At 68.4% G+C, this 22,627-nt stretch carries 16 protein-coding genes; 4 read left to right on the top strand and 12 right to left on the bottom strand.

Annotated features, from left to right (window positions below; all coding sequences use genetic code 11):
• Positions 1–5: 5 nt before the first annotated feature.
• From QRN34_RS10380 to QRN34_RS10355, 6 genes are all read right to left on the bottom strand, one after another.
• Positions 6–3,416, bottom strand: a complete 3,411-nt coding sequence (locus QRN34_RS10380) for a DUF6543 domain-containing protein (RefSeq protein WP_285404253.1) — start codon at positions 3,414–3,416, stop codon at positions 6–8.
• Positions 3,417–3,536: 120 nt separating this feature from the next.
• Positions 3,537–4,286, bottom strand: a complete 750-nt coding sequence (gene ubiE, locus QRN34_RS10375) for a bifunctional demethylmenaquinone methyltransferase/2-methoxy-6-polyprenyl-1,4-benzoquinol methylase UbiE (protein ID WP_036138249.1) — start codon at positions 4,284–4,286, stop codon at positions 3,537–3,539.
• Positions 4,287–4,359: 73 nt separating this feature from the next.
• Positions 4,360–7,515 carry a DUF6543 domain-containing protein gene (locus QRN34_RS10370; RefSeq protein ID WP_285404251.1) on the bottom strand — a complete coding sequence of 1,052 codons (3,156 nt, stop codon included), beginning with the start codon at positions 7,513–7,515 and terminating at the stop codon, positions 4,360–4,362.
• A 141-nt stretch (positions 7,516–7,656) separates the two neighbouring features.
• Positions 7,657–10,257 (bottom strand): glycerol-3-phosphate 1-O-acyltransferase PlsB, encoded by a 2,601-nt coding sequence (plsB, locus tag QRN34_RS10365; RefSeq protein WP_285404248.1) that lies wholly within the window; start codon positions 10,255–10,257, stop codon positions 7,657–7,659.
• A 32-nt stretch (positions 10,258–10,289) separates the two neighbouring features.
• Complete coding sequence (locus QRN34_RS10360) at positions 10,290–11,261, bottom strand: hypothetical protein (RefSeq protein WP_285404246.1); 972 nt, start codon at positions 11,259–11,261, stop codon at positions 10,290–10,292.
• Positions 11,262–11,474: 213 nt separating this feature from the next.
• Positions 11,475–12,398 carry an HAD family acid phosphatase gene (locus QRN34_RS10355; RefSeq protein WP_285404244.1) on the bottom strand — a complete coding sequence of 308 codons (924 nt, stop codon included), beginning with the start codon at positions 12,396–12,398 and terminating at the stop codon, positions 11,475–11,477.
• A gap of 145 nt (positions 12,399–12,543) precedes the next feature.
• Between QRN34_RS10355 and QRN34_RS10350 the strand changes: the two genes are divergently transcribed.
• Positions 12,544–13,563 (top strand): hypothetical protein, encoded by a 1,020-nt coding sequence (locus QRN34_RS10350; protein ID WP_285404242.1) that lies wholly within the window; start codon positions 12,544–12,546, stop codon positions 13,561–13,563.
• Positions 13,564–13,610: 47 nt separating this feature from the next.
• The gene (locus tag QRN34_RS10345) at positions 13,611–14,630 is read left to right on the top strand and encodes an AI-2E family transporter (protein ID WP_285404240.1); all 1,020 of its coding nucleotides are present in this window, start codon (positions 13,611–13,613) and stop codon (positions 14,628–14,630) included.
• Between the two features lie 4 nt (positions 14,631–14,634).
• Here the strand turns inward: QRN34_RS10345 and QRN34_RS10340 are convergent, their stop codons facing one another.
• The gene (locus QRN34_RS10340; RefSeq protein WP_285404238.1) at positions 14,635–16,629 is read right to left on the bottom strand and encodes a UvrD-helicase domain-containing protein; all 1,995 of its coding nucleotides are present in this window, start codon (positions 16,627–16,629) and stop codon (positions 14,635–14,637) included.
• A gap of 156 nt (positions 16,630–16,785) precedes the next feature.
• On the opposite strand from QRN34_RS10340, the gene QRN34_RS10335 reads away from it, so the two are divergent.
• Together QRN34_RS10335 and QRN34_RS10330 are read left to right on the top strand one after the other, a co-directional pair.
• Positions 16,786–17,439, top strand: coding sequence for a thymidine kinase (locus tag QRN34_RS10335; RefSeq protein WP_036138231.1), 654 nt, complete (start codon positions 16,786–16,788; stop codon positions 17,437–17,439).
• Positions 17,436–18,209 (top strand): hypothetical protein, encoded by a 774-nt coding sequence (locus QRN34_RS10330; protein WP_285404235.1) that lies wholly within the window; start codon positions 17,436–17,438, stop codon positions 18,207–18,209. Before QRN34_RS10335 ends, QRN34_RS10330 begins: the two co-directional genes overlap by 4 nt.
• Here the strand turns inward: QRN34_RS10330 and mutM are convergent, their stop codons facing one another.
• The 5 genes from mutM to QRN34_RS10305 all read right to left on the bottom strand — a co-directional run bounded on the left by mutM (position 18,210) and on the right by QRN34_RS10305 (position 22,411).
• A complete protein-coding gene (mutM, locus tag QRN34_RS10325; protein ID WP_285404232.1) occupies positions 18,210–19,022 on the bottom strand; it encodes a bifunctional DNA-formamidopyrimidine glycosylase/DNA-(apurinic or apyrimidinic site) lyase in 813 nt (270 codons plus the stop codon).
• Positions 19,023–19,091: 69 nt separating this feature from the next.
• Positions 19,092–19,586: a hypothetical protein gene (locus QRN34_RS10320; protein ID WP_285404230.1), complete on the bottom strand. Its 495-nt coding sequence runs from the start codon at positions 19,584–19,586 to the stop codon at positions 19,092–19,094.
• Between the two features lies 1 nt (position 19,587).
• The gene (locus tag QRN34_RS10315) at positions 19,588–20,934 is read right to left on the bottom strand and encodes a DUF4350 domain-containing protein (protein ID WP_285404228.1); all 1,347 of its coding nucleotides are present in this window, start codon (positions 20,932–20,934) and stop codon (positions 19,588–19,590) included.
• A complete protein-coding gene (locus QRN34_RS10310) occupies positions 20,934–21,689 on the bottom strand; it encodes an ABC transporter permease subunit (protein ID WP_285404226.1) in 756 nt (251 codons plus the stop codon). Before QRN34_RS10310 ends, QRN34_RS10315 begins: the two co-directional genes overlap by 1 nt.
• Positions 21,686–22,411, bottom strand: a complete 726-nt coding sequence (locus QRN34_RS10305; RefSeq protein ID WP_285404224.1) for an ABC transporter ATP-binding protein — start codon at positions 22,409–22,411, stop codon at positions 21,686–21,688. The genes QRN34_RS10310 and QRN34_RS10305 overlap by 4 nt, the downstream gene beginning before the upstream one ends.
• Positions 22,412–22,627: the final 216 nt, after the last annotated feature.

Below are 22,627 nucleotides of genomic sequence, written 5' to 3'. Positions count from 1 at the left end.
GCGGATCAGGGGCGCGGTGCCGGTGGCGACGGCCACGTGCCGAGTTCGAATTCGCCCGCGGTGAGCCATACGTCACGTACAGCTGCCGGATCCCCGATGGATGGATGCGGCGTGATCACCATGCCGGTGTTGCCCGGTCCGCCGGTGCGGGACAACCGGAACAAAGGCAGGCCGTCGCTGCCGGGTCGTGTCCTTACGGCGCGCAGGTCGACCCGCACCCAGCCGCGTGCGACGGAACCGAGCGTGTCGCCTGCACCGACGCCAGCCACGACGGCACCCGGAATCTGGGCCAGCGGCGTCTCGGGGGGCAGCGTCAGGCCGGCGACGCCTCCCACGCGCCCCTGGGCGAGGATGCCCTGGGGGAGACGTATGTCGGTGGCACCGACGCGCGCGGCGATGTCCGCCTCCGAGAGGTAGATCCATACCGTGTCGGGCCATGCCGTCGGCGGCAACTCGACCAGGGGCGTCGCGGCCGGCCGGGTCAGTGCCAGGCCTGCCGGATGACGTACGGCGACGCCGCCGGAGTAACCCGCCCGTGGCTCTGCCGCGCCTGATGCCGACGCCGCGGGCGCGGCAGCCCGCGGCGGCGCGGAGAACGGTTCCACGCGCGCCGGGGCCGGGATACGCGGGATCCGGGATGCGTGCTCGAGGGCACGCTGGAAATAGCCCTGCTGCGCGGCGGAGAGGCCGCGCCCGCGTGCCGCGGGATCCGCGAGCCGCATGCTGGCATAGATCGACACGGCCTCGGACTGACTGCCGGCGAGACGCTGCAATTCGATCAGCAGGCCCCTCCGCTGCGCGCGGCTGAGCATGGCCACGCGCGGCTGGGCGCGCTCGGTCCTGACGCGTCCGAGCAGCTTGCGTGCGCGATCCTCGCCACCCCCGCGCAACCCGACGTGCCGTGTCGTTCGCCACATGCCGGACGCACTGCGTTCGATCGCGGGGCCGGTGAACTGCGCGTCGAGCGCACCGGGGCGCGCGAGTCGCCATGTGCCGTTGCCGGCATCGAAGCGCACACCGTACAGATGGCCGTGCTGGCTGATGTAGTGGTTGCCGCGCAGCGTCAGCACCCCCGCATGTACCGACTCGGCACCGGAAGGGTCGATGCCCCGGGCGACGAAGCGCGATTCGAAGACGGCCTCCGGAGGCGCTATACGCTGGCGGCTGGACACGATGCTGGCCGAACGGTTGCCGGTGCGGATCAGGCTACCCGGAAAGCTGGCGCCGAGCACTGGTCGTACCCCGATGACGTTGAGCGACGAGTGGTACGCCTGGACCATGTCGAGGAAGGCCTGCGGGTGGTCGCCTGCCTTGATGTTTTCCTCCATGCGCCACAAGGCGGGCATGATCTGCGCCGTTTGTCGCAGGGTCTGTTCGAGAAGGTCGCCCGCGAGGGTGTGCACCGGGCTGGCGGCGGCTGTCGCGGATGCGAGCGCGTGCGCGGCCGACTGCCAGTCCGCCACCCCGGTGGAACGCGTCAACGTGGCGACATGGTCCTTCAGCAGGGACACCGAGGTAGCGTAGAGCGCGTCGATCAGGTGGCCGCCCACCACGCGATGGTCGAGATCTTCCTCCATGCGCGTGTACTGGCCCGTGTCCTGCTGCGCGAACACCCAATGGCTGCGTCGTGTGGCGTCGGACACCTTGAATCGCCGTGTGCCGTTGGGCGCGGTTTCCGCGAACGTGCCGGGAAGCCGGTCGAGCAGCCAGCGTTCGTTCGCGGGATCGAGGAAGAAGCGGCGCGCCGCGTCCTCGCGCGTATGGAATTCACGGAACGCCACGCCGTCCGGTGCCCCTGGGGTGTAGAGCACCACGCGGGACGAACTGTTCTGCGAGCTGGCGCCCACCTCGAATACGTCGGCCAGGGGTACACCGGCATAGGTCACCTGGCGCGCCACGATCGTATAGCCGTCCACCGTGGGTCGCGAGGACGGCTCCGGCGCATCGATCACCGCCTTCATCCAGCGGTAGCCGATGTCCCGGTCGGCGTAGGCGAAGGCCCGCGGTACATCCTGCCGGTAGTAGGACAGGCGGCTTTCTTCCAGCTCGAAACGCATGCGGGCCTGCTGCAGGTCCCGGGCGATCGCGCGCGACGTCGTCGCCTCCGGGGACGACGTCAGGCGCCGGTCGAGATAGGCGGCATAGGCGGTACCCGCGTCCACACGGCGTACGACGTCCCGGATCGCCCGTCCGTCCAGCGAAACCGACGGCGCCGCGCCATCCAGGCGCTCCAGACCCAGCGCGGCGGCGGAGAGGCGACCGATGTTCTGGTAAGCGAACTCCACCAGCCCGGCGCGTTGGGTCGATGCACCCTGGAAGACATGGGACAGCAGCCCCGGTACATCGCCGGGCACCGGGGTGATGCGCACGACGAGATCGGCCGGTGCGTCGGTAACGCCAAGCGCCGTGAGTTCACGTTTCAAGGCGTCTTCGACGAACTCGTCCAGTGGTGTGATGTCGGTCAGGCCGGCGGCCGCGCGTCGCTGGCTGGCAGTGGCAAGGGTATCGACGTAGGCGCGGCGGGCCCGTGTCCAGTCGGCACGTACGGAGGCGGGCAGATCGGCCAGTCGTGCTTCTTCCACGGCGGTGCCCAGGCGGATGTCGCGGCGCGCGAGCATCGCATGCACGTCGAGATGATCGTTCAGGTCCAGTGCGTCGCGCACGCGATCGGCCAGTGCGCCCGCATCGACGAGGCCATCGGCGAAATCGCTCCAGGCCTCCGCGACGCGTTGTTCCTGTACGCGCGCGATGCGCGAGACCAGCACGTGGAAGGCATCCGGACCCATGGCGCGTGACGAAACGAACGGCGCATCCAGCAGTGGCTCGATATCGTCGTGCACGATGCCGGGCAGTTCCTCGTCGATCAGCAGGGTTTCCCGGAAATGCTTTTCGGCGGCTTCGTGCAGGGCGTCCAGGTGCGGAAAAGCCTGCCAGCCGGCCTCCGGCAAGAACAGCAGCACGAGATCGCTTTCATCCGGTTTCTGCAGCAACAGGGCACCGGCGTAGGGCGTGTCGCCGATGAGCAGCTCGCTGGCGACAAAGCCCGGCGGTGTGCCGGCGGCAGAGCGCGCGAACGACGTGGCCCATGTCACCGCGCGCTCGTCCAACGTGCCGTCCAGCCCGAGCAGCAGGGCATCGTCGCGCATGGCGCCGGCCAGCTGCGCGGCAAGTGCGGAGGCACGGGAGAAAGGGGGCGCTCCCGGTGCCAGGGCGACGGGCGCGCGCCAGTACGCGGTCAGACCGTCGAGATAGGCCTCCTTTCCTTCTGCGGTCGGCGAGGCGGGCCATGCGGGGAGGGCGCTGCGCTGTTCGACGAGCCAGTGCTGTACATCTGCAAGGCGCTTGACGGTATCGAGCGCCTGCTGGTGCTCGCTCTGGGTTATCGCGGGCGGTGCCTGCGGCGGTGTGGTGTCCATATCGCGTCCTTTGCGTGGGGAATCTCCACGCAAAGGTTAGGCAGGCCGAGGGGATCGGTCTGTCCGTGTCGCACACTGACAACGTGTCGCCGTCTTACAGCACGGCTGTGAGGCAACCCCTCAGAGCTTATAAGCGCGATGGATCGCGACGATGCCGCCGGTGAGGTTGCGCACTTCCACATGGCCGAAACCAGCGGCCAGCATCATGCCCTTGAGGGTTTCCTGGTCGGGATGCTTGCGGATCGACTCGGCGAGGTACTGGTAGCTGTCGCCGTCGTTGGCGAACAGCCGGCCCAGGCGAGGCAGGATCTGGAAGGAATGCACGTCGTACAAGCGCGAAAGCACCGGGCTGTGCACCTTCGAGAACTCCAGCACCAGGGCGCGTCCACCGGGCTTGAGGATCCGGTGCATATCGGCCAGCGCCTTGTCCTTGTCGGTGACGTTGCGCAGGCCGAAGGCGATGGTGACGGCGTCGAAACTGTTGTCGGGAAACGGAAGCGTCTCCGCGTTCATCTGCGCCCAGCGCAGGCCCGAGACCAGGCCCCGATCGGTCAGGCGGTCACGGCCGACGCCGAGCATGGCGGCGTTGATGTCGCCCACCACCACTTCACCCTCGTCCCCAACCACCGGCTTGAGCAGGGCGGCGATGTCACCCGTGCCACCCGCCAGGTCGAGCACGCGGTCGCCGCGACGCACACCGCTGACCGCGACGAAATGGCGCTTCCACAGGCGATGGACGCCGAAGGACATCAGATCGTTCATGAGGTCGTAACTGCGTGCGACCGAGGTGAATACCTGGCCGACGAGTTTTTGTTTGTCTGCGACAGGTACGTCGCGGAAACCGAAATGGGTGGTGTCGTGCTTGTCCATGCATGGATGGTACCCCGTTGCCGATCCCCGGGCGAGCCGTCGCGCCGCGCGGGGATCGGCAGGGTGCGAGGGGCTAGGGGAGATTCAGGGCCGTGAAATCGCCGGCCTCCAGCCCGAGGAAGCTGAGCGGGAAACCGGCATCGGGCTGAAGCACATAGGTGGTGACGCCACCGTGCCGGTCCTCGATGACGCGGATCCCCGGACGATCGCCGGCCCCGAGCCGCGCGCGGTATCGATCCAGGCGGATGTGCAGCCAGTCGTGGCCGTCCGCGGGCAAGGGTGCATCACCTCGCGCCGGCAGCCCGCGCAGGCCCGATCGGGGTACCGATTGCAGCGGCACGACCAGCGAGCCATCCCGCCCCATGCCGAGCAGCGCATCGCCCGGGTGATGCGCGTGCCATACCGAAGCGGGCCATTCTTCCGGTGACAGGACACGCCACGTCGCGCCGGGCGGCGGCGTGGCGCCCGGAGGCAGCGGCTCGACCGGCGTGCTGCGTGCTTCGCGCAGGGCGTCGTTCCAGGCCGTTCGCTGGCGCAGCGTCACGAAGCGCGGCGTCGGTTGGGAGGTGGCTTCCCAGTAGAGCAGGTTGGCCTCACCCACATTGTGCAGGCGGCGTCGGAACGCGTGCTGGAACGTCCAGCGCTGGAACTCGGAAAGTCCCTGCAACTCCTGCCCCATGATGCCGCGCGTGTTGGGCTGCGGCATGGCCCCCGGTTCCACCCAGCCGCCACGCAGGCCGATATCCGTCCGGACCCGCCACGGGCCCGAAGGTCCGGGTTCGATGAGGGGGCCGGGGAAGGTCGCATCCAGGGCGTTGGGCCGCTTCAGCCGCCAGGCATCCAGCGCGGCGTCCTGGCGTATCTCGAAAACACGGCCTTGCTGACGGAGGTAGCGACGCCCATCCAGCCAGTGAATGCCGTTTGCATCCGGTCGCGTCCCGCTGAGATCGACGCCGTCGACGGCATACCGGGTGTCCAGCGCCGGATGGCGGTCCGGAAGACGCAGTGATGACGGCGCGCGCTTCCCGCCGCGACCTTGCGGCAAGGTCAGCACGGACCGGCGGCCAGCGGAAAGGCCACCATGCCAACCCACCAGGCTCAGGGACGCGGTGTACGCCTCGGTGAAATCCACGAAGGCCTGGCTGCCGTTACCGGCCTTGACGTTGTCGTAGAAACGCCACGTGGCCTGCAACGCCTGGCCGACGGCACTGATGGTCTCCATGATCGGTGCCGTCGGGCCGCGACTTCCCGACAAGGCCACCCGGAGAATTCCCCTGATCGAATCAGTATCGGCCTGTGCCGTGCTTCGCCCGGCCCAGGCCACGTCGCGGGCCTGTCGCACGATCTCCGCATCGAACAGGGCCGTGCGGACGTCGCCATCCACGACCCGTTCCTCGAAGGGGCCCTCCGTGAGCGTGCCACGGCCATCGCTGGGGGCGCTCAGCACCCAGTGCGCACGTGCCGTCGATGCGGACACGCGAAAGCGCCGTCCGCTGCCGTTGGGACGTGTCTCGCCGAATTCGGCGGGAAGCCGCCGCAGCAGGTATTCCTCGAACGCGGACGCATAAAGGAAGTGTCGTGCGGCCGTCGCCCGGTCGGCGAACTCGCGGAACGACAGGCCATCCGGCGCCCCGGGCGTGTAGAGCACCACGCGCGACGAGCTGCGCGGGTCCTGCACGCCGATGACCAGCACGTCGCTGACTACCTCGCCCTGATAGACCAGTTGTCGCACGCTGACGCGGTGGCCGCCCACGGTGCGCCGGGTGGCAGCGGCCGGGCTGTCGAGCACCGCTTCGACCATGCGGTATCCCCGGTCGTCGTTGTCGTCGAGGAAAACAGCGGGTTCGTCGGTGAGGTAAGACGCCATGCGTGCGTCGGCGGCTTCCAGGCGCATGCGCGCCTGCTGCAGGCGCATGGTGCTCGTACGATAAGGGCGTCCGTCAGGATCGCGCAGCTTTTCGCGCAGGTACGTGGCGAAGCGGGGTGCGAGGTTGAGCTCGCGAACGATGTCACGCAGTGCCTGCAAGGGTGGGGGCGTGCCTTTCGCGCTGATCACGCGCAACGATCGCGCATCGATGACGCCGGTGTTGCGCAGCGCGAATTCGGCGAGACTCATGCGTGTCGTGCCGGTCGATGAGGTTGAGCCCGGTAGGGTCAATGCTTCCGTGCCGGTGGTCTCGATCGCGATGTCGGCCGGATCGACGTCGATCCGGTGCCGCGACAGCGCAGCGACGAGTTCGCGCCGGCTCCACTGTGCAAGGTCGAGCGGGATGTGCGAGGGATGCCGCTGTGCGGAACCGACGGCCAGCATGCCGGCCATCCGATATTCCGCCACGGCGCGGCGCCAGCCCTGCGCCACCTCGGCGGGCACGCGCGCCAGGCGTGCCTCGCTTGCCGCTACCGCGAGGCGCATTTCGCGCGCGCTGACCAGGGCGAACACGTCGATCAGGTCGTGCAGGTCGTCGGCGGCCGCGATGTCGTCGGCGAATGGCGATGCATCTGCCGCGCCCGCTTCCGGCCATGCGTCCGCCACCTTCTGACGGTGCAGCTCGCCCATGCGGCGCGCGAGGACCTGGAATACATCGCCGTGCAGGGGCGCGGAATCGACGAAGCGTACCGCGGTGACGACCTGCTGTGCCTCGTCCGCGCGCACGCCCGGCAGCGTCTGGCGGTGGGCCATGACCTGGCGCAGGCGAACCTCCGTGCGCGCGTGCAACGCATCGAGCGTTTCGAAAGTCTCCCAGCCATGGTCCGGCGTAAAGAGCAGCGTGGGCGATCCTGGCGTTTCGCGGGTGACGATCACCGCGCCGGCGTAGTCGACCTCGCCGATGCGCAGGCTGCGTACGTCGGTACCCGGCGGCAACGCACCGCCGTGCGAGCGAGCGAAACCGGTGGCCAGCGAAGCGGCGGCCTCGTCCAGGGTGCCGTCGATGCGTCGCACGATGGCTTCGTCGCGCATGGTGGCGGCAAGTCGTGCCGCCAGGGCGTCGATACGTGCCACGGAGGGCGTGCCGGGCGCACCATCGACCGACTGGCGCCACCAGGCATCCAGTCCGGCAAGATACGCCATGCGATCTTCGGCGTGGGGTGTGGCCGGCAGAGCGGGGAGCGCGGCTTGCTGCTCGGCCAGCCATGCCTGCACGTCCAGCAGTCGCCGAAGCCCGTCGATGGCCTCCTGTTGCGTACTGCTGACGATGGCAGGCGGTGCCTGCGGTGGAGTCATATCCATGCTGCATCCTTTGCTTGGGAAAGTCCGTCGCAAAGGTTAGGTGCGTGGCCCGCGCGCGTCTGTCCCCGGCCAGGCGCGTCCCGTGTCGGGTGATCCAAGGCAGCGGCGTGGGCAGCGCGTCGGTGTCGTCACTGCCCGGCCTTACACGCCCGGATGCTCCCGATGACGTATTTCCTCGTTGGCCACATGGCGCTCATGCAGCGACTCGGCGGTGGTTTCACCAGGATCGGCGGGCGGCCGCGCGTCCAGGTCGCGATCGTTGTCGCCGCCGGGGGTGATCTTCAGAATCGAGTGACGCACCTCGCGCGCGAGGATGACGCGTGCATCGCGCACCATGTCCTCCAGGGCGTCGCTGAAATCCAGCTTGCCCGCCTTGTCCGTCCAGACGATCTTCACCTCGCGCAGTTTCTGGATGAAGCCGCGGAACAGCGCCTTGTCGAAGAACTCCGGTGCCGACAGCTCGTTGAGCAGGCCCAGTCGCTGGGCCGTAAGCGTGCACGCGGTTTCCAGCTCGCCGGAACTCATGGTATGCGGGCCGTTCTTCACCAGCGCGGCGATGGCGATGTAGTACCGCTCGAAGGCCTGCAGCATGCTTCGTGCGATGACGCGGAGCTGGTACGCGCCGTCGTCCTGGCCCGGTCCGCGCTCGAGCACGCGACCGTCGGCGCTGGACTCGAGCAGGCCCCGGCGGACGAAGAACTCGATGGTGTCCTGCAACTGCGCCGCAAAGCCGTCCTGGTCCCAGGGCAGGAACAGTTCGCCCTGGATGAACGGGTAGATGACCCGGCCCAGCCGGATGACGGACGAGCGTGACATGCGGCGGTTGTTGAGGAAGCACGCCGCCACCCACGCCGCCGCCGCGTTGAGGTGCAGCACGTTGTTGCGGAAGTAGGACAGCAACACCGCCTGTTCGCCGTCCGTGACGAGCACGTCGCCCAGCGGATGGCGCACCCGGCGAATCCAACCCATCTGCTCGCCGTAGGCGACGATGCTTTGCGGGTTCATCGGCGTGATGGTGACCCGATCCGAGTAGGGCAGTTCGACGAACATCGACTTGGTCAGCTCGAGCTGGGCCAACAGGTCGTTTTCCGCCATCGCGTGCTTCGGCGTGGCCAGCACCACAAGCGCCAGCAGGTTGATCGGATTGACGTCTGCGGCGCGGTTGATGTTGATCTGGATGCGGTCGGCAAGATCGTCGACCACGCCATTCATCCAGTCCGGGCGGGTATCGGCGTCCGCGGTGGTCGCGCGCCAGTCGGGGGCGACGGCATCGAGCATCGGCGTGAGCGCGATCGGCTCGCCGAAGTTCAGCGTCACGTGGCCGTAGCGCTGGCGCAGCACCTTCAGGCCGCGGATCAGGCCGAGCAGGGATTCCTTTTCCTTCGGCTTGCCCGACAGTTCGCCGATGTAGGACTTACCTTCCATCAGTTTCTCGTAGCCGATGTACACCGGCTGGAACAGCACGGGGCGGCGCGGTGCACGCAGGAACGCGCGCAGCGTCATCACCAGCATGCCGGCGCGTGGCGCGAGCAGGCGCCCCGTGCGCGAGCGGCCGCCCTCGATGAAGTATTCCAGCGGCACGCCGCGGTCCACCAGCTGCGCGAGGTATTCGTTGAACACCACGGAGTACAGCGCGTTGCCCTTGAAGCTGCGGCGCAGGAAGAACGCACCGCCGCGGCGCAGGATCGGACCCACCACCGGCAGGTTGAGGTTGACGCCGGCAGCGATGTGCGGCGGCACCACGCCCGAGTGATGCAGCTGGTAGGACAGCAGCAGGTAATCGGTGTGGCTGCGGTGGCAGGGCACGTAGATCACTTCGTGGCCGGGAGCCGCGGCACGCGCCTTGTCGAAATGGTGCATCGCGATGCCGTCGTACAGCTTGTTCCAGAAGTTGGACAGCAGGAACGACGACGAGCGCACCACGGGATGCGAGTAATCCGCCGAGATCTCCAGCGCGAAATCGCGCGCGCGACGCTGCGCCTTGGCCAGCGTGATGTTTTCCTTGCTGGCGGTGGCGGCGATGGCGTCGCGGACCGGCTCGGTGGTGAGCACGGCATCGACCACGGTGCGGCGATGGGAAAGGTCGGGTCCGATCACCGCGGCGCGAACGCGACGGAAGTGGGTGCGCAGCACGCGGGCGATCTTGCGGGTCAGCCGCTCCGGCGTGAGGCTGTGCGATTCGCCCATGACATCGCGCAACGAGACCGGCGTGGAGAAATGGACCACGGTATCGCGACCGTTGAGCAACAGCGCCAGCATCCGGCGGAAGCGGCCCACCACCAGCCAGTTTTCCGCGAACAGCACGCTGAACCAGCCGCTTTCGCGGGCCGGTGCGCGGCCGACGTAGATCGACACCGGCACCACCTGGATGTCGCGCGTGGGATCGTCCTCGATCGCGCGGATCAGCTGGCCGAGCGGTTCCTTCGGGCCCCTGGCGTCCGTGCGCCCGAACAGCCAGCCGTGCCGGCGGCTCAGCGAGAACACGGACCGGCGCCGACGGCCAGGCAGCTCGAGCAGCTGCATCGGGCTGGGTAACCCGGCCTCGCGGCAGGCGCGCTCGAGGATCAGGGCATCCGACGTGCCGTCGCGCTCGATGGCATAGCAGACCGCCGCGCCGCTCCTGAGCAGCGTGGTCGGTTCGGCCGGATCGCGCTTGATCCGGACCCAGGGTTCGAGGACACGCCCCAGCAGCTTGAACCACCAGGGTGAACGGGCGACATGGACGTGCGGAACTGCACTCATCGGGATTTCGGACATGCGGCGATTGTACGGCCTCAGCGCGCCCGGGCGGCTGCGACGGGTGCGCCGGGCGGCTTGCCTGGCGTGGCGGCGGTGGCCGCCGGCGCGGGCGCGCTCGTGGCCGGGGCGGGCTGGGCAAGGCGTGCATGGTCGTCGCGGACGCGTTGAAGCAGGTCGCTGTCGTACCAGCGGCCGTCGAGCAGCACCAGGGTTGCGTCGGTCTGGATCGGCTTGTCGAGAAGGGTATAGGTGATCTTCACGTGCGCCGAGCCGCCGTTGTTTTCCAGCGTATCGATGCTCACCGAGTCGAAGCTCTTGTCCACGGACAGGCCGTAGACCGCCAGCAGGCGCTTGAAGCCGAGCCACCCCGTGGACCACGTGGCCATGGATTGCTCGAAGTTCATCGTGTGCAGGGCGTCGGGGGTGGAGAGGCCCGCCTTGCGCGCGGTATCCACGAGGATGCCGATCGCCTCCCGGGCGTGCCCCTGGTCGCCCCAGGCGACGGTCTGCGTCCAGGGGGCGACGATGTTCACCGCCTCGCGCAGCTGCCGTTTCTGCGGCACGGTAAGGTCCTTGGCCTGGTCGATCGCGGTGAGCGCCATCGATTGGCCGACACCCGCGATCAGCGGCATCTGGTCCTTGTAGTCGCGATCGAAGCGCAGCAGCGTGGGCCGCACGTCGGCGAACAGTTTCTTCTCGGCATCCGGCTCGGTCAGGCGTTTCACGCCCGCCTCGAACTTGGCGCGATCGGCCGGGTCCATCGGCGCCTCGGCCTCGTTGCGGCGCGGCCAGTCCGCGTGCAGGTTGGCAAAATCGGCCGGGGGCAGGGCGTGGCGCCAGAACATGTCGAACTTGCCGTCGCGGATCAGCTCCAGCGAAGCGCGTGTGGCGTCCTCCGGCGAACCGCCGCCCGGTGTGCCCGGCGCTTCCGCCTTTTTCTTGTCGCAGGCGGCGACGGACACGAGCAGGGCCAGGAGGACCGGTACCAGCAGGAGGGAGCGGCGCATGGGGGCTTCGACGTCTCGGCACGGCGGGGACGGGGAGCGTACAAGAAAAAACCCCGGAGACTCATCGTCTCACGGGGTTATCCAGCCCGAAGCCGGTAAGGGAAATGGCCTTGCCCGCCTTGCTTTGAAGCGCCACGGGTTTCGGCGACGGGGATGATAGTTGGATGACATTGTTAAAGCAATACATCACCTAGAACTATCTAAGTTACTGATTTAATTGATGCGTAGTGCGTCCACTTTCTTCTGGCGCCGTTCCGGCCGCGACAGCTCGAAATCGTTGTCGAACAGCGCCGGCTCCCACGAACCGTACGTGGGGTTGGGCAGGACGAACCAGCGTTCGCCGATCCACGCCGTATACGGCGCCATGGCACGGCTACGGCCCTCGCGCGTGTTGCCCGGGACGCTGGTGAAGTCGCCCAGCTGGTCGCCGAACTGCATCAGGACCCGGTAGTGGGCGCCGATGCGTTGCCGCCGGCAGCTCTTTTCGCTGCCCGCCTGCTCGCAGCCCTCGACGACCGTACCCAGGCCGAGGAAGGCATCCTTGCCGGCGACCGGGAACCCGGCGCTGCGCAGGTTGGCCAGCGTGGCCTCGTCCAGGTCGCGGGCGCGGTTGGAAATGTAGAACACGGCGATGCCGTGGTCCGCGGCAAAGCGGGTAAAGGCCAGGGCGCCGGGCAGGGGCCGGGCTGCCGCTTCCTTGCACCAGGCCGCCCATGCCGCCTCGTTGTATTCACCGCCCGAACGCACCAGGCGCGCCTGGTAGGGCGAGTTGTCCAGCACGGTCTCGTCGATATCGAGGATCACGGCCGGCTTCAGGCCCTTCAACGAGGGATGCGCGGCACGGTCGTCCTTCGGCAACGCATCCCACGTGGGGTCCTGCTTTGCCTTGAGGATTTTCTCCTGCGCATCGCGGAAGGTCTGCAGGTAGATCAGGTCGTGCTCGTCGGCGCGCTGCGACCAGGCCACCGCGTTGAGGTTGTCGTCGGCATCGGCGCCCGAGGCAGGTGCCGGGAGCGCTGCCGCGGCAGCAGGGGCCCCTGCCGGGGTCGCCGGGGCGGCAGCCCGCGGCGCATGGGCGCAACCGCCCGTGGTCAGGGCGAGGACGGCCGCCAGGGCGACCGGAGCGAACTTCATCATGGAAACCCCTTGTCGATCGGGTATCGGCACCCGAGGGGCGGCGATTCTGCGCGCAGTTTACGACAGCCTGACGACGGGGGCATGCCTCTGGCGCTGCCGCCCCACGTACTGACAGACTGCGGCCTTACCCACGACGAGATCGTCCATGGATGCTTCGCCCTCACGGACCCGCGCCGTGCGCATCGCCAGCTATGTCGCCGCGGGTAGCGGCTTGCTGCTGATCCTGTGGCTGCGCCTGCTGCCGGCCCTGCTCGCCGGCCTGCTCGTCTACGAGATGGTGGTTTCCACGGCGCCCCTGATGGGGCGCCGCCTGCCGAACGACCGCGCACGCGTGCTGGCCGTGGCGGTGATCGGGGTCGTGGTGGTCGGTCTGCTGACCTTGCTGATCCTGGGCGGCATCAGCTACTTCCGCAATGAGATCGGCAATCCGCAGGAGTTGTGGCAGGACCGCCTTATGCCGTTGGTGGAGCGTGCGCGGCAGCAACTGCCCCCCGCCATCGTCGATCGCCTGCCCGACAGCGTCGAGGCGCTCCGTTACACAGCGATGGACTGGGCCCGCTCGCACGCGCTGGACCTGCAACTGGCAGGCAAGGAGGCTGCGCGCGTGCTGGTGCATATCCTCATCGGCCTGATCCTCGGCGCCATCGTCGCCCTGAGCCGCACGCGGCCCAGCCACCAGGTGGGGCCGTTCGCCGCCGAGATGTCACTGCGTAGCGCGCGGCTCGCCGACGCGTTCCACAACATCGTCTTCGCCCAGATCAAGATCTCGATGGTCAATACCGCATTCACGGCGATCTACCTGCTCGGCATCCTGCCCCTGTTCGGCGTGCACCTGCCGCTGACCAAGACCCTGATCGTCGTGACGTTCCTCGTGGGGCTGCTGCCCGTGATCGGCAACCTGCTGTCCAACACGGCCATCACCATCGTCGGGTTGTCCGTCTCGCTTTACGTGGGCCTGGGCGCGCTGGTGTTCCTGGTCGTGATCCACAAGCTGGAATACTTCCTCAACGCGCGCATCGTCGGCGTGCAGATCCGGGCTCGCGCCTGGGAGCTGCTGGTGGCCATGCTGATGTTCGAGGCGGCGTTCGGGCTGCCGGGGGTGGTCGCGGCGCCGATTTTCTACGCCTACCTCAAGTCTGAACTCGAGGCCGCGCGTTTGATCTGACGTTCATCGTCGTGATGCTGGAATCGCCGCCATTCAAGGAACCCGACATGATCAGCACGCCCGGATCTTCCCGCGCCATCCGCGTGGCCACCTATATCCTCGCGGCGCTGGCGCTGTGGGGCGTGCTGATGTTGCACCTCGTCTCCGCGCTGCTGGCGGGGCTGCTGGTCTACGAGGTGGTCGAGGCGCTGACGCCGCTGATCCGGCGCGTCATCCCGGGTGAACGGGCCCGCCTCATCGCGGTAGGCGTGGTCACGGTGATCGTGGTGGGCGCCATCGTGCTGCTGGTCTTCGCGGCCTTGAGCTTCTATCGCCGCGACGTCGGCGATCCGCAGCAACTGTGGGATGCAAAGCTGGTGCCGCTGCTGGACAAGGCGCACGAGCAACTGCCTGCGTGGCTGACCTCGCGCCTGCCCGACAGCCTCAACGACTTCCGAACCCAGGGCATGGGCTGGGCCCACGAGCACGCGGGCGACCTGAAGCTGGTCGGCACCACGGCTGCCCGGGTGACGGCGCATATCCTGATCGGCCTGGTGCTGGGTGCCATCGTCGCCGTGTCGCACGGGGCGGGCGGTCGGCCGGCCAAGCCGCTCGCATTCGAGCTGTCGACCCGCTCGATGCGCCTCGCCGACGCGTTTCACAACATCATCTTTGCCCAGCTGAAGATATCGGCGATCAACACGACGCTGGCGGCGCTGTTCCTGCTGGTGGCGCTTCCACTCTTGGGCGTGCACGTGCCGCTGGCGAAGACGCTGGTCATCGTCACCTTCGTCGTGGGGCTGCTGCCGGTGGCGGGTAACCTCATCTCCAACGTGCTGATCGTGGTGGCGGGGTTGTCCGTCGCGCTGTGGGTCGGTGTGGCGGCGCTGGTATTCCTGGTCGTGGTGCACAAGCTGGAATACTTCCTCAACGCGAAGATCGTCGGCGGGCAGATCCGTGCGCGCACGTGGGAACTGCTGATCGCGATGCTGGTGTTCGAGGCCGCGTTCGGCATCGCCGGGCTGGTGGCGGCGCCGATCTACTACGCGTACCTGAAAAGCGAGCTGGAAGCGGAAGGGCTTATCTGAGGCATCAGCCGCCGCCCGCCAGCATCGCGCGGATGCGGGCAATGTGGGTGTCGGCGGCTTCCTTCTTCACCTCGGCGTCGGCGTCCGGGTCCTTGCCGTCCCAGTGCAGGTCGTCCTGCGGCAGTTCCTCGAGAAAGCGGCTCGGGTCGTTGGATAGCACCTCGCCGTACTTGCGCGAGCGGGCGGAGAAGGACAGGGTCAGCATCTCCTTCGCGCGCGTGATGCCGACGTACATCAGGCGGCGCTCCTCGTCGAGGCGGCCTTCGTCGATGGCGCCTTCGTGTGGCAGCGTGCCGTCCTCGCAGCCGACGATGAAGACGAAACGGAACTCCAGCCCCTTCGCCGAGTGCAGGGTCATCATCCGCAGGGCATTGCCCGGATCGTCGCGATCTGCATGGCTGAGCAGGGCGAGCTGGGCGGCGATGTCGCCGGTTCGGCCGCCGTCGCGGCCCATGGCGCGGAACCAGTCGACCAGTTCGCGCAGGTTGCCCAGGCGGCGCTCGCGCAGCACCTCGTCGGTGGTGGACGCCGCGATCTGCGCGCCGTAACCGGTTCTCTCGATCACGGTGTTGACCAGGTCGGCGGCGCTCTCATGCACGGCATGGCTGCGCAGTTCGTCCATCAATCGCGCGAAACCGGCCAGCGCCGAGGCGGCGCGCGGCGCGATGGTTTTCAGTGCGCTGTCGCTACGTGCGGCGTCCAGCAACGACGCGTTGCGGGACTGCGCCATCTGCCCGAGTTTTTCCAGTGACGTGGCACCGATCTCGCGCTTGGGTACGTTGACCACGCGCAGGAATGCCGCGTCGTCGGTCGGGTTGGTCAGCAGGCGCAGGTAGCAGAGGATGTCCTTCACTTCCGCGCGGTCGAGGAACGACAGCGCACCGCTGAGGTGATACGGCACCCGCGCGAGACGAAGCGCCTTCTCGATCACGCGTGCCTGGAAGTTGCCGCGGTAGAGGATGCAGAAGTCATCCCAGCGGATGCCTTTTTCCTTGTACTTCTCGTGCAGGCTGGCCGCGATGGAAGCGATGCGTTCCGCTTCGTGGTCGTTGTCCTTGCATTCCAGCACGCGGATGGGCGGGCCTTCGGCATGATCGCTCCACAGGCGCTTCTCGTGCACGTGCGGGTTGTTGGCGATCAGATGGTTGGCCGCGCGCAGGATGCGCTTGGCGCAGCGGTAGTTCTGCTCCAGCTTGATCACGCGCAGGTTGGTGAAGTCGCGCCCGAGCTGGTCGATGTTCTCGGGGTTCGCGCCGCGCCAGGCGTAGATGCTCTGGTCGTCGTCGCCCACGCAGGTGAAGCGCGCCTTGGGACCGGCGATGGCCTTGAGCAGGCGGTACTGCGCGTCGTTGGTGTCCTGGTATTCGTCGACCAGCAGATAGCGCAGGCGCTCCTGCCAGACGGCACGCGCATCGTCGTCGGTTTCCAGGATGCGCAGCGGCAGCCGGATCAGGTCGTCGAAGTCCACCGCGTTGAACGCGGCGAGGCGCTGCTGGTACAGGTCGTAGATGGTGGCTGCTTCTATCTCGCGCGGGCTGCGCGCCGAGGCCATGGCTTCCTCCGGGGACAGGCCGCCGTTCTTGGCCTTGCCCACCAGGTTGCGGATGCCCTGGATCACTTCCGGCTTCACGCCCTTGGGTGACAGCTCCTTGATCATGTTGGCGCTGTCGTCGGCGTCCAGCACGGAGAACCCGCGACGCAGCTGCGCGCGGTCGTGCTCGATCTGCAGGAACTTCAGGCCGAGCGCGTGGAAAGTGCAGACCGTGAGCGCCTTGGCCGACTGCTCGGAAATGAGCTTGCCGACGCGCTCGCGCATTTCCTTCGCCGCCTTGTTGGTGAAGGTGATCGCGGCGATCTTCTCGGCGGCCAGGTGGCGGCGCGAGATCAGGTGCGAGATCTTTTCGGTGATGACGCGCGTCTTGCCCGAGCCGGCACCGGCCAGCACGAGGAGGGGACCGTCGCAGTACTCGACGGCCGCGTGTTGTTGCGGATTGAGCATCGGGATTCGGGCCGGAAAGGACAGGCGGACGAGACCGGGGATGGTATCAGGTGCCGGCCTGGGGAAAGGGAACGCGACCCTACTCTCAGCGACGGCGAGACTGTCGGCGACGACGCCAGGCGGTACCATGTGCGGTCACGCATCGGAACGACCGGCATGGCCAAGCTGTATTTCTACTATTCGGCAATGAATGCCGGCAAGACCACCACGCTGCTGCAGAGCGCGCACAACTACCACGAGCGCGGCATGCGCACGCTGATCCTCACCCCGGCGCTGGACAACCGCTACGGCGAAGGCGTGGTGGCGTCGCGCATCGGCCTGCAGGCCCGCGCGCTGCGCTTCGCCGGCGACGAGGACATCCTCGCCATCGTGGAGCGGGACATCGCCCGCCGCGGTCCGCTGCACTGCGTGCTGGTGGACGAGGCCCAGTTCATGAGCAAGGCCCAGGTCTGGCAGCTGTCCGACGTGGTGGACCGGCTGGGGATTCCGGTGCTGGCCTATGGCCTGCGCACCGATTTCCGCGGCGAACTGTTCGAGGGCAGCCGCTACCTGCTGGCCTGGGCGGACAACCTGGAAGAGATCAAGACGATCTGCCATTCGGGCCGGAAGGCCACGATGGTGGTTCGTGTGGATGAGCATGGCCGGGCGGTGACCCAGGGCCCGCAGGTTGAGATCGGCGGCAACGACCGCTATGTCTCGGTCAGCCGCGCGGAGTTCAAGAGCGTTACCGCCGGCGATGGCCGTATCGAGTTGCAGCAATCCGTGCTGCCGCTCGGCGAAACCGATTCCGATGAAGGACAGCCCGCGTGACCGAAACGACCCCTGCCGCCCCCTCGTGGCCGCGCCCGCACTGGCAACCCAGCGACGAACATGCCGTGCTGCTGTTTTTCGTCTTCGGCGCCTTTCCGGAAGACCTTGCCATCCCCGCGTCGCGTTACGGCAGCGCGGGGCTGCCCGAAGGCGTGGAGCTGCAACGCTTCCAGAACGCCGTGCTGTCCCGCTGGGAGGGCTATCCCCTGGCCGGCGCGCTGGGCGACCTGCTGCGCGAGGACAGTCCCGAAGCCTTCGCGGCGGCCAAGGCCGCGCCGCATGTCGTGGCCATCCGCGGGCGGTTTGCCGACCGTGAGGCCCTGGATTACCTGCGTGACACGCTCGGCGTCGTGGCGGCCCTGACGGACATCGGCGGCAAGGCGGTGGTCGATCCGCAGATCCTCAGCCTGTTCGATGCTGCCAGCTGGCGTGAGCACTACCTGGTCAAGGGCGGCGCGCCCACGCGCCACCACGTGCTGATCCTGTGCAGCCCGGAAGAGACCAAGGGCCGTTCCTGGATCCGCACGCGCGGCATGCGCAAGTTCGGGCGTCCGGACATCAGCCTGACCAACGTGCCCGACCGCGAGATCGACCGCGCGGGTGCGCTGGCGGAGCGCTTCGTCGACCTGGGCGCCCTGGGTGCGCATTTCGAGGAAGGGCAGACGGTCGAGGTGGACGGCGTAGCGGGTGGACTGACCGTGGCCCTTTCAGGCGACGAGACCGACCCGCTGTTCAACAACTCGCACGCGGCGATGCGCTGGCCGGATTGATCAGGTCTGGCAGGACGGGCAGTAGAACGAGGCACGCTGCCCGAGCGTGACGACCCGGATCGGCGAGCCGCACTGCTTGCAGGGCTCGCCGCCCCGGCCGTAGACGAACAACTCCTGGAAGAAGTACCCGGGTGCCCCGTCGGGCGCGAGGAAATCGCGCAGCGTGGTGCCGCCCCGGGAAATCGCGTAGGCCAGGATGCGCTTGATCTCGGCGGCGAGCCGGGCATAGCGTTGCCGCGACACCTTGCCCGCGGCGCGACGGGGGTCGATGCCGGCGGCGAACAGTGCCTCGCTGGCGTAGATGTTGCCCACGCCGACCACGACGGCGTTGTCCATGATGAAGGTCTTGACCGCCGCGCTGCGTCCCTGTGCCAGGCGCCACAGCACGTCACCGTCGAAGGCGTCGGTCAGCGGCTCCGGCCCGATGCCATCCAGCAGGGCATGGGTTTCCCCCGGCATCTGCCACAGCAGTGCGCCGAACCGGCGCGGATCGGTCAGGCGCAGCACCTGGTCGGTTTCCAGCACGATGTCCACGTGGTCGTGCTTGCCCGGCGGCGTGTCTCGCGGCAGCACGCGCAACATGCCGGACATGCCCAGGTGGAGCAGGGCCGTGCCCGCCTGCGTTCGCAGCAGCAGGTACTTGGCGCGACGTTCCACCGCCTCGATCACCTGCCCGGGCAAGCGCGAGGTGATCTCCGGCGGAATGGGCCAGCGCAGGTCCGGGCGGCGGAGCACCACGCCGGTGACGCGGCGTCCTTCCAGGTGCGGAGCGATGCCGCGGCGGGTGGTTTCGACTTCGGGCAGTTCGGGCATGCGCGGAAGATGGGGCCTGTCGCGGCGGCTGGCAACTACCACGGAGCCCGCGGGATCAGGGCCGCGGGATCAGGGCGGCACGCTGGTGTGCATCGGCAGTGCGGCGGTTCGTTCGGCCCGCGGGAGCGCCTGCGCGGGTATGAAAGCGATGCGATTCCCCACCCTCGCGTAGCGTTGCCTGCCGAGCGCGGCCAGGTCGCCGAAGTCCACGCGAACATCGTCGAGCACGAGCACCGCGACCGGGGGCGCCAGGCCGATCTTCGCTGGGTCGAACGCTGCGGACGGTTTCCAGTCGGCCACCGGTGTGGCCGCGAGCGCGGCCAGGTCGCCCGCCCGCCCCTGGTCCGCGGCGCCACCGCCGTCCTCGGCGATCCAGCGCCCGTCGCGTCGTTCGAAGCGCTGCGGAGTGCTTCCCTTGAGCGCGACCTCGATGCGCGTGATCGCGTCCGGGTCGAGCGGCGTGAGCGTATGCGCGCGGGCGTCACTTTCGTCCACGTGCCATTGCCATGCCACGGCACCGACCAGCAGCGCCAGCACCAGCAGTCCGATCAGCCGGCTTCGCATCTCAGCGTCTCCGGCGTCGCCACGCGATGCCCACGCCGATGCCCAGCAGCAGGAGGGGCAGGGCGACGAGGAAGCCGAAGGTGAGCGCATTGAGCCCGTCCTGCGACAACGCGATGATGCGGTCGGGCGCGCCACGCGCCGGCAGGTTTACCAGCACGTCGTCGCCGAGCAGCCAGTCGAGCACGCGCTCGCCCAGGGCCCGGTTGCCGCCGTTGCCGATATACGTGTTGGAAAGGAAGTCGCCATCGCCGATCACGACGGCGCGCTGTTCGTTGCGATCGGGGCGCGGCGACAGGCGGTTGAGCGCGAAGCCGAAATCCAGCGGACCCTTCAGCTCGCCGGCCTCGGGATGGAACGCCACGGTGGAGGCATGCGCGTTGTCGATGCCGCCGAACGCGGTCCAGCTACGCTCGCCCGAGCGCAGGAACGGCACCACGGCCCAGTCGTGATCGGACACCTGCGCCAGTGCCGACACCTGCGGAAACAAGGTGCTTTCGTGGAATCCCCGGGTGATGGCGTGGAAGGGGTAGTCCCCCACGACGACCAGGCGAGGGTCGGCGACATTCAGGGTGCTGCCCTGGCCATCCACCAGCACGCCGGGCAGCACCCGCACGCCGAGCGCCTCGGCGAGCGGACCGGTGCCCAGGTCGTCGTTGCCCGGCTCGGTCAGCCACAACAGGTTGCCGCCGTCGCGCAGGTAGTCCACCAGTGCGGCGACGCTCGCCGCCGGCAAGGGCGCGCCGGGGCTGGCGAGCACGACCAGGTCGGTGTGCTCGGGAACGCCGCGTGTCTGGCTGAAGTTGAGCGGCACCGCGCGGATGCCGCGGCGTTCGATCTGGCCCATGAAGGTGCCCAGGTCGGCATTGGCATGGCCGTCGGCCTGTCGCTCGCCATCGCCGGTGACGAAGGCGACCACCCGCTCGCCACCGCGTGCCAGGCGTTCCAGCGCGTTGGACAGGTTGCGCTCGTTGATCGGGCTTTCCACGCGTTGTTCGCGGCCCTGGTAGCGCACCAGCAACGCGCCGTCGCCGGCGATGCCCAACTGGCGTGATGCCGCCGGGTCGAGGTCGGGATCGACGAAGGACAGGTGCAGATCCTTCTTCTGGCGCGTGTAGCGCTCCAGCACGGCGGCGATCTGCTCGCGCAGCGGGCCGGTCGGCGAGAGGTAGCCGATGACCTCGACGGGGCCGTGGAGCGCGTCCAGCACGGCCACGCTTTCCGGTGCCAGGCTGGCGCGGCCACCGCGTGTCCAGTCCGCCGTCCACACATGACGCGAGCTGAGGAAACCGAGGCAGCCGGTCGCCACCAGCAGGCCCAGCAGCACCAGCCAGCGATCGAGGCGGCGCATCACTGGCGCTCCCGGTCGGCGCCGAGGCGGCGGATGGCGAGTGTCAGCGACAGGGCGATCGCCAGCGCGAACCAGGCCAGGTCGGACGACATGACCAGTCCGCGGATCAGGTGCTGCAGGTGGGTCGCCATGGCCAGCCATTCGAGGAAGCCCCCGCTTACGCCAGCTGCCTGCGCGCCGCGGTCGATGGTCCAGAGGGCCAGCGTGACGATGAGCGACATCGCCGCCGCGATCGCGGGGAACGCCGTGGCGGCCGAGCAGGCAAGGCCGATGGCCGCCAGTGTCGCTAGGAACAGACCCGTGCCTAGCGTGGCCGCGGCGAGCTTGCCCCAGTCCGCGGTGGAGGCGGCGCCCACGCACAAGGGCATGGCCACCGTGGCCGCCAGCCAAAGGGCGAGCCAGCCCAGCACCGCGAGGTACTTGCCCAGCACGATGCGTGTCGGCGACAGGCCGGTCGATGCCAGCAGGGCCAGGGTGCCTGCGCGGCGCTCCCCGGCCAGCTGCGTCATGGTCATCAGCGGCACCACGAGGAAGGCGAGTTTGGCCAGTTCCGCCAGCAGCGGGATGGCGACCAGGTCGGTGAATCCCGGCGCGTCGGCGCTGCCGGCCAGCTTCACCTGGGCGCCGAGGAACTGGCCCAGGCCGAGCACGAACGTCCAGGCCAGCCAGGCGATGGTGAGTGCGGCAAGCGCCCAGGCCAACGGACGAACGAGGAGGCGGCGCCATTCCAGGCGAGCGACAGCGGCGACGGTCACGCGTGGCCTCCCGTGGCGATACCGAAAAACACGCCTTCGACATCGCCACGGCCGTCGGCGTCATGCAGGGGAGCGTCGTGCCGGAGCCGCCCCTCGTGGAGGATCGCCACCCGGTCGCAGACGGCCATCACTTCCCCCAGCACGTGGGTGGAGAGGATGACGGCGGCGCCCGCCGCGGCGCGTTCGCGGATCAGCCCACGCAGTTCGCCCACCTGGATCGGGTCCAGCGCGTTGGCCGGTTCGTCCAGGATCACGAGCACGGGCTGGTGGACCAGGGCGCACGCGAGCCCGAGGCGCTGGCGCTGGCCCTGCGACAACACGCCGGCAAGACGCCGCCGGAGGTCGCCCAGCTGCAGCCGGGCGACGATGGCATCGGTGGCTTGCCTGGCGTCCCTGGCGGTAGCACCCCGAAGTCGCGAAAACGCCAGCAGGTGTTCATCCACGGACAGCTCGGGCCACAGCGGCGCACCCTCGGGCAGCCAGCCGAGCTTTTTCCGGGCCAGGGAGGGCCGCGCGACGACGTCCTCGCCGTCGACCTCGATCCGGCCACTGTCCGGTCGGAGGGCGCCCGCGAGCATGGCGAGGGTGGTCGACTTGCCGGCCCCGTTCACCCCTAGCAGGCCGAGGACTTCACCACGGTTCAGGCTGAACGACACGTCGTCCACTGCCAGCCGTCCCACCCGGCGGCGGGAGATCCGTTCCACGTTCAGCAAAAGCGACATGGTCACGGCGCCAGGGGCGCGAATGACGCGTAACGACGGGCATCGTGCGCGCAAAATGCCGCAACGGATTGACCATGCTGAACGCGTAAGGGATCTGTCATCCCGCGATTGTGCGCAATGGCGTCCGGAAATCACAACAGCCGGCTTCACATCTGGCCATTTTCCAGGCTGGTGGGTATGGGATTGGCTCGCTAGACTGGCACCTGTACGACACCT

Origin of the sequence: Luteibacter sp. ME-Dv--P-043b (assembly GCF_030209605.1) — a bacterium.
In the GTDB taxonomy this organism is placed as follows: Bacteria; Pseudomonadota; Gammaproteobacteria; order Xanthomonadales; family Rhodanobacteraceae; genus Luteibacter.
The sequence above is the reverse complement of the archived record's forward strand: the minus strand, read 5'-3'. Positions and strand labels throughout refer to the sequence as shown.